Origin of the sequence: Vibrio sp. 1-1(7) (genome assembly GCF_013048485.1) — a bacterium.
Lineage (GTDB): Bacteria > Pseudomonadota > Gammaproteobacteria > Enterobacterales > Vibrionaceae > Vibrio > Vibrio fujianensis.
In genome coordinates this window covers 1,155,725-1,174,623 of record NZ_VHSP01000001.1, presented here as the reverse complement: position 1 = coordinate 1,174,623, position 18,899 = coordinate 1,155,725, and the positions used below count along the sequence as shown (strand labels likewise).

Annotated in this window: 15 protein-coding genes; 9 read left to right on the top strand and 6 right to left on the bottom strand. The window is 44.5% G+C overall.

Annotated features, from left to right (window positions below; all coding sequences use genetic code 11):
• Window positions 1-126: 126 nt before the first annotated feature.
• The 8 genes from glnS (at window position 127) to purF (ending at window position 12,850) form a co-directional block, all read left to right on the top strand.
• Window positions 127-1,797: a glutamine--tRNA ligase gene (gene glnS / locus FKN05_RS05410; RefSeq protein WP_099612108.1), complete on the top strand. Its 1,671-nt coding sequence runs from the start codon at window positions 127-129 to the stop codon at window positions 1,795-1,797.
• Between the two features lie 283 nt (window positions 1,798-2,080).
• Window positions 2,081-6,856, top strand: coding sequence for a FimV/HubP family polar landmark protein (locus tag FKN05_RS05405; RefSeq protein ID WP_170887047.1), 4,776 nt, complete (start codon window positions 2,081-2,083; stop codon window positions 6,854-6,856).
• 152 nt (window positions 6,857-7,008) lie between these two features.
• Window positions 7,009-7,803: a tRNA pseudouridine(38-40) synthase TruA gene (truA, locus tag FKN05_RS05400; RefSeq protein WP_170887046.1), complete on the top strand. Its 795-nt coding sequence runs from the start codon at window positions 7,009-7,011 to the stop codon at window positions 7,801-7,803.
• A gap of 165 nt (window positions 7,804-7,968) precedes the next feature.
• Window positions 7,969-8,895 (top strand): acetyl-CoA carboxylase, carboxyltransferase subunit beta, encoded by a 927-nt coding sequence (gene accD / locus FKN05_RS05395; RefSeq protein WP_170887045.1) that lies wholly within the window; start codon window positions 7,969-7,971, stop codon window positions 8,893-8,895.
• Window positions 8,896-8,938: 43 nt separating this feature from the next.
• Window positions 8,939-10,204 carry a bifunctional tetrahydrofolate synthase/dihydrofolate synthase gene (gene folC / locus FKN05_RS05390; protein WP_099612111.1) on the top strand — a complete coding sequence of 422 codons (1,266 nt, stop codon included), beginning with the start codon at window positions 8,939-8,941 and terminating at the stop codon, window positions 10,202-10,204.
• Entirely contained in the window at window positions 10,205-10,747 is a 543-nt protein-coding gene (locus FKN05_RS05385; RefSeq protein WP_099612112.1) for an SPOR domain-containing protein, read from the top strand.
• A 62-nt stretch (window positions 10,748-10,809) separates the two neighbouring features.
• Window positions 10,810-11,301 (top strand): CvpA family protein, encoded by a 492-nt coding sequence (locus tag FKN05_RS05380; RefSeq protein ID WP_099612113.1) that lies wholly within the window; start codon window positions 10,810-10,812, stop codon window positions 11,299-11,301.
• Window positions 11,302-11,335: 34 nt separating this feature from the next.
• Window positions 11,336-12,850: an amidophosphoribosyltransferase gene (gene purF, locus FKN05_RS05375; RefSeq protein ID WP_170887044.1), complete on the top strand. Its 1,515-nt coding sequence runs from the start codon at window positions 11,336-11,338 to the stop codon at window positions 12,848-12,850.
• A 99-nt stretch (window positions 12,851-12,949) separates the two neighbouring features.
• Here the strand turns inward: purF and FKN05_RS05370 are convergent, their stop codons facing one another.
• The gene (locus FKN05_RS05370; RefSeq protein ID WP_099612114.1) at window positions 12,950-14,275 is read right to left on the bottom strand and encodes a Na+/H+ antiporter family protein; all 1,326 of its coding nucleotides are present in this window, start codon (window positions 14,273-14,275) and stop codon (window positions 12,950-12,952) included.
• 28 nt (window positions 14,276-14,303) lie between these two features.
• Entirely contained in the window at window positions 14,304-14,963 is a 660-nt protein-coding gene (gene rnt, locus FKN05_RS05365) for a ribonuclease T (protein ID WP_170887043.1), read from the bottom strand.
• 529 nt (window positions 14,964-15,492) lie between these two features.
• On the opposite strand from rnt, the gene motY reads away from it, so the two are divergent.
• Entirely contained in the window at window positions 15,493-16,377 is an 885-nt protein-coding gene (motY, locus tag FKN05_RS05360; protein ID WP_170887042.1) for a flagellar protein MotY, read from the top strand.
• A gap of 97 nt (window positions 16,378-16,474) precedes the next feature.
• On the opposite strand, the gene gloA is transcribed toward motY, so the two are convergent.
• The 4 genes from gloA to rsxG are packed head-to-tail and all read right to left on the bottom strand — an operon-like array spanning window position 16,475 to window position 18,896.
• Window positions 16,475-16,891: a lactoylglutathione lyase gene (gloA, locus tag FKN05_RS05355; RefSeq protein ID WP_170887041.1), complete on the bottom strand. Its 417-nt coding sequence runs from the start codon at window positions 16,889-16,891 to the stop codon at window positions 16,475-16,477.
• Window positions 16,892-16,900: 9 nt separating this feature from the next.
• Window positions 16,901-17,542, bottom strand: a complete 642-nt coding sequence (gene nth / locus FKN05_RS05350; protein WP_099612118.1) for an endonuclease III — start codon at window positions 17,540-17,542, stop codon at window positions 16,901-16,903.
• A 30-nt stretch (window positions 17,543-17,572) separates the two neighbouring features.
• Window positions 17,573-18,265: an electron transport complex subunit E gene (gene rsxE, locus FKN05_RS05345; RefSeq protein WP_099612119.1), complete on the bottom strand. Its 693-nt coding sequence runs from the start codon at window positions 18,263-18,265 to the stop codon at window positions 17,573-17,575.
• Complete coding sequence (gene rsxG / locus FKN05_RS05340; RefSeq protein ID WP_170887040.1) at window positions 18,258-18,896, bottom strand: electron transport complex subunit RsxG; 639 nt, start codon at window positions 18,894-18,896, stop codon at window positions 18,258-18,260. Before rsxG ends, rsxE begins: the two co-directional genes overlap by 8 nt.
• Window positions 18,897-18,899 lie beyond the last annotated feature (3 nt).

The following is an 18,899-nucleotide window of genomic DNA, read 5'->3' as shown; positions in this document are numbered from 1 at the left end:
GTTTCTATTGTGAATTGAACTGGAATTGTGGATCATTAGTGGTAATCCGTCTGCGCTACTGGGCTTTCTTGCCTGATGATGCAGAATATTTTTCTGACAATACTAATAAATTTTGAGGTGCTATAGATGAGTGAAGCTGAGGCTCGTCCATCGAACTTCATTCGCCAAATCATTGATAAAGATTTAGCGGATGGTAAACACACTAGCGTGCATACTCGTTTCCCGCCAGAGCCGAATGGTTATTTGCATATTGGACACGCGAAGTCAATCTGTTTGAATTTTGGTATTGCTCAAGATTATCAGGGCCAGTGCAACCTACGTTTTGATGACACCAACCCTGAAAAAGAAGATCTCGAATACGTTGAATCGATCAAGAAAGATGTCAATTGGCTCGGTTTTGAGTGGTCAGGTGACGTTTGTTATTCCTCTGATTATTTTGATCAACTGTATCAATATGCTATTGAGCTGATCAATAAAGGGTTAGCTTACGTTGAAGAGCTTACTCCAGATCAGATCCGTGAATACCGTGGTACGTTGACCGCGCCAGGCAAAAACAGTCCTTATCGTGATCGTCCCGTGGAAGAGAACTTAGCGCTATTTGAAAAAATGCGTGCGGGAGAGTTTGAAGAAGGCACAGTGTGTTTACGTGCAAAAATTGATATGTCATCTTCTTTTATGGTGATGCGGGATCCCGTTTTATACCGTGTTCGTTTTGCTGAGCATCATCAAACGGGCAATAAGTGGTGTATTTATCCTATGTATGACTTTACGCACTGTATTTCAGATGCGTTAGAAGGCATTACTCATTCATTATGTACTTTAGAGTTCCAAGATAACCGTCGTTTATATGATTGGGTGCTCGACAATATTACCATTGATTGCCATCCTCGCCAGTACGAGTTTAGCCGTTTGAATCTAGAATACACGGTCATGTCTAAGCGTAAACTCAATCAGCTGGTGGCAGAGAAATTAGTGGAAGGATGGGATGACCCGCGTATGCCTACCATTTCTGGTTTACGTCGCCGCGGTTTTACTCCAGCCTCGATTCGTGAGTTTTGTAAGCGAATTGGTGTGACTAAACAAGACAATATGATTGAATTTAGTGCACTTGAATCTTGTATTCGTGATGACCTCAACGAACATGCCCCTCGTGCTATGGCGGTGCTTGACCCGGTCAAAGTCATTATTGAAAACTTTACTGCTGATCGCGTAGAAGTATTGCAATTAGCAAACCATCCGAATAAGCCTGAAATGGGCGAGCGTGAGGTTCCTTTTACGCGCGAAGTGTGGATTGAACGTGACGATTTTCGTGAAGAAGCTAACAAAAAATATAAGCGCTTAGTTTTGGGTAAAGAAGTTCGTTTACGTGGCGCTTATATCATTAAAGCTGAGCGTATAGAAAAAGATCAACAAGGTAACATCACTGCGATTTATTGTACTTATGATCCTGATACGTTAGGGAAAAACCCAGCCGACGGACGTAAAGTCAAAGGGGTTATTCACTGGGTATCGGCCGATAAAGGATTACCGGCAGAGTTCCGTTTATATGACCGTTTGTTTACCGTGCCTAATCCGGCTGCGGCTGATAACTTTGCTGAAACCATTAACCCGGATTCACTGGTGAAGTTACAAGGATTTATCGAGCCTAGTCTCGCGAATGCTGAGCCAGAGTTTGGTTATCAATTTGAGCGTATGGGGTATTTCTGCGCGGACAGTAAAGTATCAAAACCTGATGCATTGGTTTTCAACCGTACGGTCGGTTTGCGTGATACTTGGGCGAAAATTGAGCACGAATAATTAACTTGTTAGTTATTTCTTTGGTCAATAAAAGCCAGCCCGGTCAGGTTGGCTTTTATTTTAAGGGATGAACGAATAGCACGAACGTTGCATGAGAACTGATTTAAGTCGCCTTTATTGAGAGTGAAAATCACAATCAGCGTATAATTTGTGTGAGATTCCTGCGATTATTGTGGGTAAGGCACACTTTTTAGCTCTTAGCCTATAGTTTTACCCGATTAATCCGATATATTTAACAGATCGTTGTATTCATTTTATTTTAAAGCATCTAGCTGAGCCTTTTATGTGTCAATTTTTTAAGCGATTACTGTTACCTTTGGTAATGGTCGCCGTGACTCAGACTTCTATCGTTAGTGCAGAAGGGATTCGTCTGATCGGCCCCAGCGGTGAGGTTCAATCAGCACCACAGTTTAGTCGTGAGATTGTGCGAAGCACCGCTCCACAGGCTGAGCCATCACAATTTTTCGGCCCAACGTCTGAGCAAGAAACATTATGGTCAATTGCCTCTCAATTAAGACCATCTGCTGACGTATCCGTACAACAAACCTTGTTGGCTATTTACCGGTTAAATCCTCAAGCTTTCGAAGCACAAAATATTCATAGCTTATTACCGGGAAGTACTTTACGCATCCCTTCATTAGAACAGGTTCGTAAAGCGTCAACACAAGAAGCCGTAAGGATTATGGAGGCACATCAAGCGCGCCTCTCATCAACAGTAGAGCCTTCCAGTCCCACCGCTCGAGTTGAGTCTCCGGCCATTGAATCGCCGGTAGTTGAAGCCCCCGTTACTGAGACGGCTTTGCCTGATAACGTGAAAGCTCCCGAAGAGCCAGCAACGCAAACACCTAGTGCCCCTGCGGTTGAAGCAACAACCGATGGGGCTATTGCGCAAGCAGAGTTACTTGCATTAGAAGAGAAAAATCACAGGTTAAGACTGTTAATTGCACAAATGCAGTCTGAAGTGGCTGATTTAAAGCAGGAACTAGGCGATGAAACCCGTATTCGTTCGGAAGTTGAACGAATTTTACAAGAAGAGCGAATAAAAAAAGAAGAAGCCGAACGGATTGGCCCATCAACGTTTGATCAGTTATTAGCTAACAATTGGTTTGTCGCGTCACTTGCCTTGATACCAGGGTTGCTGATTGCTTTGCTGATTGTCATGCTAATGAGACGTCGCTCAAGCTCTAGCGATAACCAGATACAACCAACACCGATTCGAGAACCAGAACCTAGCCAAACCATGACGCCAATTCCGGCTGAGGATGCTGAAATCGACGAGTTATCTGATGAACTTCTGTTAGATGATGATCTGTTTGGGGATACTGAAAGTAGTGAAGCTCTATTCACCGAAGAGGATGAAAATAAAGAAGAAGATATTTTCGCCGACCTTGATGAAAGCGATTTAGACTTCAACTTAGAAAGCGAAGAAGGAGACGATCCCTTTGCTAGTATTGATGATGACGGAGACTTAGATCCTAATTTTACCGATATTGTTGATAAAGACAGCGATGATGCAGAACAAGCGAACGAACAATCGGTTGATTTGGATGAAGAAATATCACAACAAGATCAAACAGAATTGGAACTTTCTGATGAGCCAGCATTATCTCAAGACGATATGGATGCGCTTCTTGCGAGTGATGAGTTGGCGAGTGATACCATCGATCAGTCTTTGCTTGATGATTTACTGGCTGGCGAGGACGATATTGACGATGCCGAACTTGATTTTGATAGTCTATTAGAGAATGACGCTTCGACAGATTCTGAGCTGCCTACATTAGATGATGTTGACGTTACTTCAGACCAAGAGATTGAAGATTTACTCAATCAGGTTGAATCGCAAGCTACAGATAGTTCTGCCCCAGATGCTGTTGATGCCCCTTCGGATCGAGCGCAATCGAACGAGGATTTAGCTGATAACGAGGATTTAGCTGATGATGTGCCGTTTGACTCAAACAGTACTGATTTATTAGATGAGTGGTTAGATGATGAGTCTGATGATGAAAAGCTGTCTGATCAAGATCTTGATAGTACGGTTGATCAGTTATTAGATGAATTATTGGGCGAAGAGCCTGATGATCAAGGTAGTGAATTTGATCGTGAAAGTCCGACATTATTGGATGAGTGGATTGATGAGGTCGATGCAACATCAACCGGTGAAGCGTTTGATCTTGAAAAAGACGCTTTGAGCGATAAATCGATTGATGATGGTACCGAGTTTCTTGATGAGCTTCGCGAGATTGAACAACAATCAGATAACAGTACCGCATTTGATAGTGAACATTTTATCGATGATTTGCTAAAGAGTGCTCCTGAACAAGATCCTTTACTGGATGAAGTTGATTTAACCAGCGAATCTTCTGAACCAGAATCAGAACCAGAATCTGAGGATGAGTTCGATTTTAATCCTCAAATTGAAGGAAGTGAAACGGCCTTATCGAGTAACGTAGAACCGGCTGCTAATGAATTTGGTATACCTCAAGATGATGATTGGCTGGTTGAGGATGAGATTGATCCAGTTGCTGAAATCGAACCAGCTGCTCAAGAGGCTGATAGCGATTCCGAGCATGAATTAGCGCCAGAACCTGCCGCGTTAGATGAGCCAACAGCAGCCAGCGAAACTACAACGTCAGACGAAATAACGTCAGACCAAACAACAGAAAGCCAAATAGCCGAAAGTGAGCTGGCGGAGCAAACCGCAGAGCCAGCCGCTGAGGTTGAGCCCGAATCCGAACCGTTGGTTTTGGATGACAACGAGTTACCAGAGTACAGCGAAGCGGACGCTTTGGCTGATAGTGATGTCGAGCATGAATTAGCGCCAGAATCTGCCGCGTTAGATGAGCCAACAGCAGCCAGTGAAGCCACAACGCCAGACGAAACAACAGCAGACCAAGCAACAGAAAGCGAAATAGCCGAAAGTGAGCTGGCGGAGCAAACCGCAGAGCCAGACGCTGAGGTTGAGTCCCAATCCGAACCGTTGGTTTTGGACGACCACGAATTATCAGAGTACAGCGAAGCGGACGCTTTGGCTGATAGCGATGTCGAGCATGAATTAGCGCCAGAATCTGCCGCGTTAGATGAGCCAACCGTAGCCAGTGAAGCCACAACGCCAGAGGAAACAACGTCAGACCAGACAACGGCAGACCAAACCACAGAAAGTCAAATAGCCGAAAGTGAGCTGGCGGAGCAAGCCGCAGAGTCAGCCGCTGAGGTTGAGCCCGAATCCGAACCGTTGGTTTTGGATGACCGCGAGTTACCAGAGTACAGCGAAGCGGACGCTTTGGTTGATAGTGATGTCGAGCATGAATTAGCGCCAGAATCTGCCGCGTTAGATGATCCAACAGTAGCCAGTGAAGCCACAACGCCAGAGGAAACAACGTCAGACCAGACAACGGCAGACGAAACAACGGCAGACCAAACCACAGAAAGCCAAATAGCCGAAAGTGAGCTGGCGGAGCAAGCCGCAGAGCCAGACGCTGAGGTTGAGCCCGAATCCGAACCGCTGGTTTTGGATGACAACGAGTTACCAGAGTACAGCGAAGCGGACGCTTTGGCTGATAGTGATGTCGAGCATGAATTAGCGCCAGAATCTGCCGCGTTAGATGAGCCAACAGCAGCCAGTGAAGCCACAACGCCAGACGAAACAACGGCAGACCAAACCACAGAAAGTCAAATAGCCGAAAGTGAGCTGGCGGAGCAAGCCGCAGAGCCAGACGCTGAGGTTGAGCCCGAATCCGAACCGTTGGTTTTGGATGACCGCGAGTTACCAGAGTACAGCGAAGCGGACGCTTTGGCTGATAGCGATGTCGAGCATGAATTAGCGCCAGAATCTGCCGCGTTAGATGAGCCAACAGTAGCCAGCGAAACTACAACGTCAGACGAAATAACGTCAGACGAAACAACGCCAGACCAGACAACAGCAGACCAAACCACAGAAAGTCAAATAGCCGAAAGTGAGCTGGCGGAGCAAGCCGCAGAGCCAGACGCTGAGGTTGAGTCCCAATCCGAACCGTTGGTTTTGGACGACCACGAATTACCAGAGTACAGCGAAGCGGACGCTTTGGCTGATAGTGATGTCGAGCATGAATTAGCGCCAGAATCTGCCGCGTTAGATGAGCCAACAGCAACCAGTGAAGCCACAACGCCAGACGAAACAACGGCAGACCAAACCACAGAAAGTCAAATAGCCGAAAGTGAGCTGGCGGAGCAAGCCGCAGAGCCAGACGCTGAGGTTGAGCCCGAATCCGAACCGTTGGTTTTGGATGACCGCGAGTTACCAGAGTACAGCGAAGCGGACGCTTTGGCTGATAGTGAACTTGAAACCGAATCTGATGTTATTTTTGATGGAGAAGGACAGCCTGATCGGGCGAATATCGAAAATGATGCTCAGCCTCGGTCAGCGCTCGAAGAGATAGACTTTAGCCAATTAGCCAGTGATAAATTTAGCGAACAACAATTAGATGCATTGTTGGATGAAGGTATTGAGCAGGCAGATGAACGGTTTAACGGGCCTCTCGATACTCAAACGATTGATAGTGCTGGTATGGACATTGATGCCATGCTGCAGATGGGGGGAGAAGATTGGAATGGATTCAATCTCACCGAAGATCAAAAAGCGACCATTCCAGATGAGGTCCCCGCAGAGGATCAAGCCATATGGCAGCCCGACATTCAAAATCAGCAACCGGAAGTTGAGGTTGAAAATTGGGGCCATCAAGAAGATATTGTCGATTTTGATCCTGAAAAAAGCGAGTTTATGACCATCGATGAATTGATGGCTCAAGTAGAGAGAGAAGAAGGGACTCTCAACCCTGATGATGAAGAACTCAAGTTGGAGGTTGGGTTAGATGAATTTCCTGATGTTATAGGTGATGTCAGCGATTTTGACGTCGATAGCAACGCCGAAGCGGCGGGTAAATTAGATCTTGCAAAAATTTATATGGAAATGAATGATCGAAAAGGGGCAATAAAACTGCTAGAGGAAGCCATCGTTGATGGTAGCGATGATATTCGTCGTCAAGCAAAGCACCTTATTGATGTGATTAATGGTCGAGGGTAGTCATAACTAAGTGAAGAGATCAATGATGAGCGACTATAGGCGGTGTGCAATGTCATTGCATTTCATAGCAAAGCCATTGATTCGTTTGAGCCTAGCATCTCCAACTCACTTAGGTATATACTGCCCCCCCCATTTTTAACGAGAAGTAGATCATGAGAATTGCTCTAGGTATTGAGTATGATGGCACTCATTACTTTGGCTGGCAGCGCCAACGAGACGTTATCAGTGTACAAGAACAGTTGGAAAAAGCGTTATCGACGATTGCCAACCATCCCGTTGAAGTGCAATGTGCCGGACGAACCGATGCCGGAGTTCACGGAACAGGGCAGGTTGTGCATTTTGATACCACCGCCGATCGAAAAATGGTGGCATGGACTATGGGAGCCAATGCTCATTTACCTAAAGATATTGCGGTTCGTTGGGCAAAAGAAGTGACGGACGATTTTCACGCCCGTTTTAGTGCGACAGCACGTCGTTATCGTTACATTATTTATAACCATGCTTATCGACCTGGCATTTTATCTTCAGGTGTCAGTCATTACCATGGTGAACTTGATGCGGAACGAATGCATCAGGCTGGGCAATATCTCTTAGGGGAGAATGATTTTACTTCATTTCGAGCCGTGCATTGCCAGTCTCGTAGTCCTTGGCGTAACATGATGCATTTGCATGTTATCCGCCATGGCCGATATGTGGTCATCGATATTAAGGCGAATGCGTTTGTCCATCATATGGTGCGTAATATTGCCGGTAGCCTTATTGCTGTTGGTCGAGGTGAGCAGGAACCGCAGTGGATAGCATGGTTGCTGGCGGCTAAAGATCGTAAGCTTGCAGCAGCGACAGCGAAAGCAGAAGGGTTATACTTGGTTGGCGTTGATTATCCAGAGCAGTTTGAGCTACCGCAAGCTCCGCTCGGCCCGCTATTTTTAGCAGATAGCTTGGACTAATTGATGATCATCCCTTCCACAATATGAAGGTATCGTAGGGATAAAAATAGGTACAACCAGTTTTTTATCTACAGTTGGCATTTTGTATGCTTTAATCCCTCGCGTTAATGTCTAATTTATATCTTTCGTAATCAAGCGGGAGATGAGAAAGTAAAAAGGTCTTGCATGAGTTGGCTTGAAAAGATTTTAGAGAAAAGCAACATCGTCAGTTCACGTAAAGCGTCAATACCTGAAGGGGTATGGACCAAGTGTACAGCATGTGAACAGGTGCTTTATTACGCTGAGTTAGAGCGCAACCTCGAGGTTTGCCCTAAATGTAATCATCATATGCGAATGAAAGCTCGCCGACGTCTTGAGACGTTTCTTGATGAAGGAAATCGTCATGAAATCGCAGATGAACTGGAACCGAAAGATATTCTGAAGTTTAAAGATTCAAAACGCTATAAAGAGCGTATTGCAACGGCTCAAAAAAACAGCGGCGAGAAAGACGCATTAGTGGTAATGACTGGCGAAGTTATTGGTGTTCCTGTGGTCGCTTGCGCATTTGAATTTTCTTTTATGGGCGGTTCAATGGGCTCAGTGGTGGGTGCACGTTTTGTACGTGCGGTTGATGCTGCAATTGAAAACCATTGTGGGCTGGTCTGCTTTTCTGCCAGTGGTGGCGCTCGTATGCAAGAAGCATTAATGTCTTTGATGCAGATGGCCAAAACCAGTGCAGCATTACAGCGTCTATCTCATCAAGGACTGCCTTTTATCTCTGTGATGACAGATCCAACCATGGGTGGCGTCTCCGCCAGTTTGGCAATGTTAGGGGATATTAACATTGGTGAGCCAAAAGCATTAATCGGTTTTGCTGGACGCCGGGTCATTGAGCAAACGGTGCGTGAAGATCTTCCTGAAGGATTTCAGCGTAGTGAGTTTCTTTTGGATCATGGTGCGATTGATATGATTGTCGATCGTCGAGAGATGCGTCAACGGGTTGCTGGATTATTAGCCAAAATGACCAAACATGCTTCTCCTTTAGTTGTTTCTGTGGATAGTGCGCCTCAGGAAGAAACTTATTCTGTACCAGAAGTGGATAAAAAAGGGTAAAGTAACGGCTAACTAAACCAGAATAATTACGGTTCTACGTTAGATGACTCAAAACTCAATTCCTCAAGCCACCTCTCCACTCGCGACGTGGCTTGATTATTTATCTCATATTCATAGCTCAGCCATTGATCTCGGATTAGAGCGCGTTCAGGCGGTTGCTGAAAAAGCGCAGTTGACCCAACACACAGCAATGGTAATTACGGTTGCGGGTACCAATGGTAAAGGTTCTACTTGTGCTTTAATGGAGAGCATTCTTCTGCATGCTGGTTATTCAGTGGGAGTGTATAGCTCACCCCATTTAATTCGTTATAACGAACGTGTGCGTATCAATGGACAAGAACTTCCGGATGAAAAACATGCTCAAGCTTTTGCTTTTGTAGAGGCTCAAAGGGGAGATATTTCCTTAAGTTTGTTTGAATTTGGAACATTGGCAGCGTTACGACTTTTTCAAACCGAGTCTGTTGATGTCATTTTATTAGAAGTTGGGCTTGGTGGACGTCTTGACGCGACCAATGTTGTTGAACATGACATTGCCGTTATTACTAGCCTTGCTATCGATCATGTTGATTGGTTAGGCAGTGATATCAATGTCATTGGTTTTGAAAAAGCGGGAATTTTTCGTACAGGAAAGCCTGCTATTTGTGGTCAACCTTATCCACCTGCAACAGTTGCCGCACATGCCGATGATATTGGCGCGATATTTTATCAAGTTGGCATTCAGTTTGATTATCAATTGTCGTCTGAAAATCGGTGGAATTGGAAGAGTGGTTCATTTCAGTTAACGGATTTACCTTTGCCCAACCTACCGTTACCAAATGCAGCAACAGCGTTAATGGCGCTTGGTTGTTCCGGTTTGAATGTCAGTGATGTCGATGTAATTGAAGGTTTGCGTCATGCATCGCTGGCTGGGCGTATGCAACGACTCAATACGCAACCGACGATTTTATTAGATGTCGCGCATAATCCGCACTCGGCTCTCTACCTTGCCTCGCAACTTGAGCGTCAATATCCGACCCAAAAAGTTCATTTAGTGATTGGCATGTTGCATGACAAAGATATCAAATCGACCTTAGAAGCGTTAGCTCCTATTGTGAAGTGTTGGTATCCAGCCTCGCTTTCTGGCCCTCGTGCCGCAATGGCACAAGAGCTTGCTGAGTATCTTTCTGGTGAACAAAAACAGTATGATAACCCTGTGATGGCATTGAAAGCGGCTTTAGTACAAGCTCAGCCGGATGAGATTATCGTCGTGGCAGGTTCGTTCCATACGGTTGGAGAGGTGTTGGAATATTGGCAAGAGAAAGGAGAATAAATGGCAAGTAAATTTCAAAGCCGATTAGTGGGAACGATCATTTTGGCTGCGATTGGTGTCATCGTGCTGCCAGACTTATTGGATGGAAAAAAAATGCACTATCAAGAGGAGATTGCAAGTATTCCTCTCAAGCCTGAGTTAGATAGTGCAGTTGAAACATTTGAAATTTTAGACCCAATTGAAGATCAAACCACATTGCCAGATTCTCCGGTTACCGCAGTGGAGACGGCTTCCACGATACAAGATAAAGGAGGAGAAAAACTGACTACCGTGATTCGGCCTGTGCATGAGCAAAATGACTATCAAGATAGTGCTTGGATCATTCAGCTGATGGCACTGAAAAATGCCGAAAATGCCAAAACGGTCGTTGTTGATTTACAAAAACGGGGATACCAAGCCCATACAAAACAAGAAAATGGCTTTACTCGAGTGATCATCGGCCCAGATGTGTCAAAAAGTAAGTTAGAAAAACAGCTGGTGGAATTAGAGAAAATTACTGGTTCAAAAGGTCAATTGCTCAAATTTAAGCCAATAAATCCATAAGAAAACGTTTGCGTCGTGTTTTTTTCTGTTAAAATGCGCGCCAACTTAGAATGTAAAAACTCATGAACTGGTTAGATATTGTCATTTTAAGTGTGATCGGCTTGTCTGCGTTGATTAGCCTTGTACGTGGCTTTGCTAAAGAAGCCTTGTCGTTAGTGATATGGTTTGCAGCGTTTTATATCGCTTCGGAATATTACGCAAGATTAGCGGTGTATTTCAGCAATATTAACGATGACACATTTCGAAATGGTGCGGCCATTGCGGTGTTATTTGTTGCGACATTGATTGTCGGTGCGATTGTAAACTATGTCATTGCCCAGTTAGTGCACAAAACTGGGTTATCAGGAACAGACAGAATTCTCGGTGTCGTTTTTGGCGCATTACGTGGGGTTCTGATTGTTGCTGCCGCCTTATTTTTTATGGATGCCTTTACCGCATCCCCAAGTGCAGAATGGTGGAAGAGTTCGCAGCTAGTGCCGGAATTTAGCCGCATTATTGCTCCGTTTTTTGAACACCTACAAGCAACATCAAGTTTTCTTTCTGGCGCGATTTAAGCGCCAGTTATTGTCGCAAATCGAGGATCAGGACATGTGTGGTATTGTTGGAATCGTGGGTACAACGCTGGTAAACCAGTCAATTTATGACGCGTTAACGGTATTGCAGCATCGTGGCCAAGATGCCGCGGGTATTTGCACCATAGAAAGCAATCGTTTTCGTCTGCGTAAGGCGAATGGTTTAGTCAAGGATGTTTTTGAAGCTAAGCACATGCAACGTCTTCAAGGAACCGTGGGGATTGGACATGTGCGTTATCCTACGGCCGGCAGTTCCAGTGCATCGGAAGCTCAACCTTTCTACGTCAACTCTCCATTTGGCATAACCCTTGCCCATAATGGTAACTTAACCAATGCGGCAGTCGTGCGACAAAAACTGTTTGAAAAAGATCGTCGCCATATCAATACCACTTCAGATTCTGAAGTTTTATTAAATGTACTTGCGCATGAGATTGATACTGTAAAAGGGAATGTTGCCGCGGAAGATGTGTTCCGTGCGGTGGCAAATGTGCACCGTACAGTTCGTGGTGCTTATGCCGTGACAGCGATGATCATTGGCCATGGTATGATTGCTTTTCGTGATCCACATGGTATTCGTCCGCTTTGTTTAGGTAAGCGTGAAGTCGGAGAGCGAACGGAATATATGGTGGCTTCTGAATCGGTTGCTCTGGATGCAGTGGGCTTTAACTTTATGCGAGATATCGCACCTGGTGAAGCTATCTATGCAACCTTTGATGGTCAATTGTTTACCAAGCAATGTGCAGATAACCCTGTACTCAATCCTTGTATTTTTGAATACGTCTACTTTGCTCGTCCAGATTCATTTATTGATAAAATTTCGGTTTATAGTGCCCGAGTCGAAATGGGTAAAAAATTAGGTCAACGAATCAAAGAAAACTTTAGCCAATTAGATATTGATGTGGTGATCCCTATTCCGGAAACGTCGTGTGATATTGCTCTGCAAATTGCGCAAGCAATCGATAAACCTTATCGACAAGGATTTGTGAAAAATCGTTATGTAGGACGGACATTTATTATGCCAGGCCAGTTACAACGGATAAAATCGGTCCGTCGTAAACTGAATGCGATTCGCTCTGAATTTAAAGATAAAAACGTACTTTTAGTTGATGACTCCATTGTGCGTGGTACCACCTCTGAGCAAATTATTGAAATGGCTCGTGATTCTGGGGCGAAAAAGGTTTACCTAGTGTCCGCTGCACCTGAAATTCGTTTCCCTAACGTTTATGGTATTGATATGCCAAGTGCGAATGAATTGATTGCCCATGGCCGTGATAATGAAGCCATCTGTCAGCAGATTGGTGCCGATGCTTTGATTTTCCAAACATTGGAGGATCTGGTACAAGCTGTTGGCTTAGGTAACCCGGATATTAGTCAATTTGAAGCGTCAGTGTTCAATGGTGAATATGTCACGGGTGATATCGACCATGCTTACCTAGAGTACCTTGAGTCGATGCGTAGTGATGATGCAAAAACACAAGCAGAAATCCAACAGGATCTCGCTAACCTTGAACTATATAATGAAGAGGCTTGAGCCTATTTATTTTTCTCGATGGCATTCATAGCGACAAAGTTAACGAGAGCACTAAATCAGCGCTCTCGTTTTTGTTTTCTACAATACCGTTTTTGTTTTCTACAATACCATTGCAGCAAGCCAACCAAATGCAATTAGCGGTAAATTGTAGTGAATAAAGGTTGGCACAACCGTTTCCCAAATATGTTCATGTTGCCCATCTACATTGAGGCCAGATGTCGGACCTAGCGTCGAATCTGAAGCAGGGGAGCCCGCATCGCCTAGTGCTGCCGCTGTACCGACGAGAGCAATGGTTGCCATTGGTGAAAAACCAAACGCAAGGCAGAGAGGAACATAAATCGTCGCGATAATCGGGATGGTTGAAAATGAAGAGCCAATGCCCATAGTGACTAATAAGCCCACCACCAGCATCAGCAGGGCCGCAAGGGGTTTGTTGTCACCAATACTGGTTGAGAGCGCAGTAACGAGAGATTCAACACCTCCTGTTGATTTCATCACAGCAGCAAATCCCGCAGCAGAAATCATAATAAAGCCGATCATGGCCATCATATGCACACCTTTGGTAAACACATCATGAGTTTCTTTCCAAGCGATGACACCACCAAAGGTAAAGACCATAAAACCCGCTAAAGCCCCAATAATCATTGATCCGGTTGCCAGTTGTACGGCCAAAGCGGCGACGATCCCAACCGCTGCAGTTAAAATATGCTGGTGTTTGATCGTGTTACTTTCCGAATCGCTTACCGTTAACTCTGTTTCGCGATACTCACGCGGTTTACGGTAAGTAAAGAAGATAGCAATCAGTAAACCAACAAGCATTCCTAACCCTGGCAATAACATAGCGATAGGCACTTGGCTTGCTGTTACATGTTCTAAACCGTTATCTCTTAGGTTTTTCAGCAAAATATTGTTGAGGAAAATACCACCAAAACCGATAGGTAAAATCATATAAGGGGTGATTAATCCAAAGGTAAGCACGCAGGCAATCATCCGACGGTCGACTTTTAATCGAGCAAATACACCTAATAGTGGCGGGATCAGAATCGGAATAAAGGCGATATGCACAGGAATAACGTTTTGCGAAGACATGGCCATTAGCAGTAGGGCGACTAATACGGCATATTTCACTCCAGTTGTTGCCGCCGCGCTCTGTTTGCCATGCAAACGTTTTATGACGGTTTGGGCTAAGACATCTGTGATGCCAGAGCGAGAAATGGCGACGGCAAAGGTTCCAAGCATGGCATAGCTGAGAGCAATCGTTGCTCCGCCGCCTAAGCCACTTTCAAAAGCAGAAACCGTTTCATTAAGGCTCATTCCAGCGACGAGCCCTCCTACAATTGCACTGAACGTAAGTGCAACGACAACATTAATGCGCATTAGAGCTAAAATTAGCATCACGCAGACAGAAATAACGACAGGATTCATAAACTTCTCAATTCATTCCATTTATTTATTATTCATCGGTAGTGTTAGCCAGTTCAGCGAGTGGCCAGCCTCCGAGAGCTTTCCATTTGTTGACAATACCACAGAATAATTCTGCGGTTTGTTGGGTATCGTAAAGGGCAGAGTGTGCCTCTCGACTATCAAATTCCATCCCTGCTGCTTTGCATGCTTTCGCTAACACAGTTTGCCCATAGGCTAAACCACTGAGCGCCGCCGTATCAAAGGTCGCAAAGGGATGAAAAGGGACTCGTTTTAGTTTGCAACGGTCATTGGCGGCCATGACAAACCCATGATCAAAGGCGGCGTTATGCGCCACAATGATGGCTCGGCTACAATCTGCTGCTTTCTGTTCTTTTCGGACCTGTTTGTATATTTCTTTTAAAGCGTACTCTTCACTTACTGCGCCACGAAGGGGACTAAAGGGATCATAAATGCCAGTAAACTCCAAGGCCGCTTTTTCTATATTTGCGCCCTCAAAAGGTTCGATATGGAAATGGATGGTCGACGCTGGATGCAAATTCCCTTGTTCATCCATTGTTAAAGTGATTGCACAAATTTCCAATAAAGCGTCGGTCAGTGGGTTAAAACCTGCGGTTTCTACATCAATAACAACTGGAAAATAGCCCCTAAAGCGTTTTTTTAGTGTGAGAGCTTCATTAATAACAGTCATGTGAGCCTAATTTATTTAAACATAAGGCCATTATTACAGATTCTATGGCTAAGAAAAACCGAATCTCAGCGATTTCACCACAATAGTTTCAGCTGATATCGATCACTTAACGATGTGTTTTATGAATATCTATCCCCTTTCTACTTGAAGCTGCAGCGGTGTTGGCTACGTTCGTTCCCCCCAATGACATCGCCTGTCTATGTTCATGGGAATGATGAAATCCATTCGTGGCTTTCACCAAAGGCCAGCCTACGGTTGTTCAAATTTATTCCAGACAAATTTGTCACTCACTGGCCACCTACCTGCAACGCTAAGTTGTTTGGGTATATGCTGATAAAACTGAAACTCTGGTGCATGATTTAACAAGCCTAGGTTGATTTTCTAAACGACGGTTAGACTGAGTTTAGACATGGTGTGTTTTTTGCATGTATTTTATATCAGAGTGACTTGATGAAATCAGAGGTAATGATCGGTATCCTATGAGCGGAAACCTGTCGTTGCCTATCTATAAGTGGTAAGAGAATACATTATGAATAAATGGGTTATGGCCAGCTTTTGCGTAATCGGTTCGATAACTTCGCTGACTACATCTGCGATGATTAAGCAGTATGTTGCCTCACCACAACAATCAACATGGCAAATGGTCACCAATACCCCTTTAGAATGCCGTTTGGTTCATCCTATTCCTAATTATGGAGATGCGGTATTTACTTCTCATGCCAGTAAAAAAATCAACCTTGATTTTGAATTGAAAATGCGCCGGCCAATGGGAGAGACGCGTAATGTCAGTTTAGTTTCTATGCCTCCGGTATGGCGGCCGAGTGAAAGTGCTGATCGTATGACGAACATCCAATTCTTTAAACAGTTTGATGGTTATATTGGTGGACAAACGGCTTGGGCGTTATTGAGTGAGTTGGAAAAAGGGCGCTATCCTACATTTAGTTATCAAGACTGGCAAAGTCGTAATCAGCGAATTGAGATCATGTTGTCATCGGTACTTTTTCAGCCGCAGTACAATGTATTTAGTGACTGCATTGCTAATTTATTACCTTATAGTTTTGAAGACATTGCGTTCACCATTTTGCATTATGATCGCGGTGATAGTGTTGAGCTGAATAAAGCATCACAAAAACGATTAGCGCAAGTCGCGGAGTATATTCGTTATAATCAAGATATTGATCTTATTCTTGTTGCGACGTATACCGATAGTATTGACGGAAAAAATGAGAGTCAGCACTTGTCAGAAAAAAGAGCTGAGGCTTTGCAGACTTACTTCCAATCACTTGGTTTACCTGAAGACCGAATCCAAGTTCAAGGTTATGGACGTCGGCGTCCGATCGCAGATAATACGTCACCAGTTGGGCGAGATAAAAACCGTCGTGTGGTTATTTCTTTAGGTAGAACAAATATTTAACTTTAGATTCGAAGTGCTTGTTGCAAATAAACACACCCCCACTTATATAGGTATAGGGTGGGGGTGTGTTCTCAAGCTCACGGTTAAACCGTTTTTATTAACCTTCTAATCCTGCGCTCGCTTGCTTATTTTGGATCAGTTCAATCATGTAGCCATCCGGATCTTTAATAAAGGCAATGTGTGTACTGCCGCCTTTCACTGGGCCTGCTTCACGGGTTACATTTCCTCCCGCGGCTTTGATGGCATCACAGGTGGCATAAATATCATCCACACCAATCGCAATATGACCATAGGCATTACCCATATCATATTCGGTGACTCCCCAGTTATAGGTCAACTCAATTACTGCACCTTCTGATTCATCACCATAACCGAGAAAGGCAAGGGTGTATTTATATTCGGTGTTTTCATTTTTACGCAGTAGCTTCATTCCCATCACATGGGTATAAAATTCGATAGAACGGTCAAGATCTCCTACACGTAACATGGTATGAAGAATACGATTATTTGACATAACAAACTCCTAGCTTTCCGGGTAAACTTTCTCTTTATATTCACATAAATCTTCAATAATGCAGCTAGCGCAACGCGGCTTACGAGCGATGCAAGTGTAACGGCCATGAAGAATTAACCAGTGGTGGACATCAATTTTAAATTCGTTAGGAACGACTTTGAGCAGCTTTTGTTCCACTTCATCTACCGTTTTTCCGACCGCAAACTTGGTGCGATTCGATACTCGGAAAATATGGGTATCCACGGCAATCGTCGGCCAGCCAAAAGCTGTGTTTAATACCACATTTGCTGTTTTTCGTCCGACGCCAGGCAGGGATTCAAGTGCTGCACGATCTTCAGGGACTTCGCCTTGATATTTATCTAATAGAATACGACATGTTTTGATAACATTTTCAGCCTTTGAATTAAATAGGCCGATGGTTTTAATGTATGACTTTACTCCCTCGACACCCAAATCCCAAAGAGCTTGTGGGGTATTGGCAACCCGATAAAGTTTATCCGTCGCTTTATTAACACTGACATCCGTGGCTTGCGCTGAAAGCAAAACGGCAATTAATAATTCAAAAGGGCTGTTCCAGTGTAATTCTGTTTGTGGATTAGGATTATTGGCTCTTAGCCGCTGAAGAATCTCCACTCGCTTAGCATTATTCATGGTTATCTCGCTTCCTGTTTACCGTGACGCTTAAACATTGGTGACTCGAGCGCGCTCAATGGTTGGTTTTTCTGGTTTTGGTTGACGCTGAGCGAGTTGTCGGTCAATGATGTTTTTAACTGCAATAAGGAAACCAACACCAATAAATGCGCCCGGTGGCAGTAGAGCGAGTAGAAAACTATTATCTAAGTGGAATACGTCGATACGTAAGACGGTTGCCCAGTCTCCAAGTAGGAGATCGGCACCATCAAAAAGAGTGCCATTGCCGATGATTTCACGTAGCGAGCCGAGTACCACTAATACCGACGTCATACCAAGCCCCATCCAAAATCCATCTTGTGCGGCGGGTAGGACATTATTTTTTGAAGCAAAGGCTTCAGCTCGTCCAATAATAATGCAGTTAGTGACGATTAACGGAATAAAAATCCCTAATGAGAGGTACAAGCCATAGGCATACGCATTGATCAATAGCTGAACGCAGGTAACCAAGGCCGCAATAATCATGACAAAGACAGGAATACGAACTTCTTTAGGCACGTAATCCCGAACCAGAGAAACGATCACATTTGAGCCGACTAAGACAAATAAAGTAGCCAGACCAAGGCCGAGTGCGTTAGTGACAGTCGAAGAAACCGCAAGTAATGGACATAAACCCAGTAGTTGCACTAACGCTGGGTTATTATCCCAAAGGCCATTTTTGATCAAGGTCTTGTGATTATTCATTGTTTTCCCCTCCACAATTGAGTGGCTGACGCAGGATTTCATGGCGGTGTAGATTAACGTAATTCACCGTTTGTTTCACCGCTTTAACTATCGCTCGTGGCGTAATGGTGGCTCCAGTAAATTGGTCAAATTGACCCCCGTCTTTACGGACTTGCCACTGCTGTTGGTTCTCTTCTGTAACTTGTCGGCCCGTAAAGTTTAAGATCCAATCACTGATTCTCAGGTCTATTTTATCGCCCAATCCAGGGGTTTCTTGGTGGGAAAGTACTCGTGTACCAATAACAGTGCCTTGATTATCAATACCGATGATGAGTTTGATCGCGCCGTTATAGCCATCGGGAGCGATGGTTTCAATTGCTAAAGCGGTTGGCTCTCCTGCTAGACTAGCGTGATAAACATGCATGGCTTGATTTGTACCAAGTAAGGGGTCACTGACTAATGTACATGTCTGTGACAGCTCATTATCGTGTAAATGAGGAGGAACCACTTGGTTTAATACAGATAACAACTGGGCCGTTTCTTGAGCTTGTATTTGACTGGCAGTTAAATATTGGGTTAAGGCGACGACGCCCGTCGATGCACAAGCAAAGACAGCAAGAATTAGTCCATTTTTACGTATAGCAGTCAACATCGT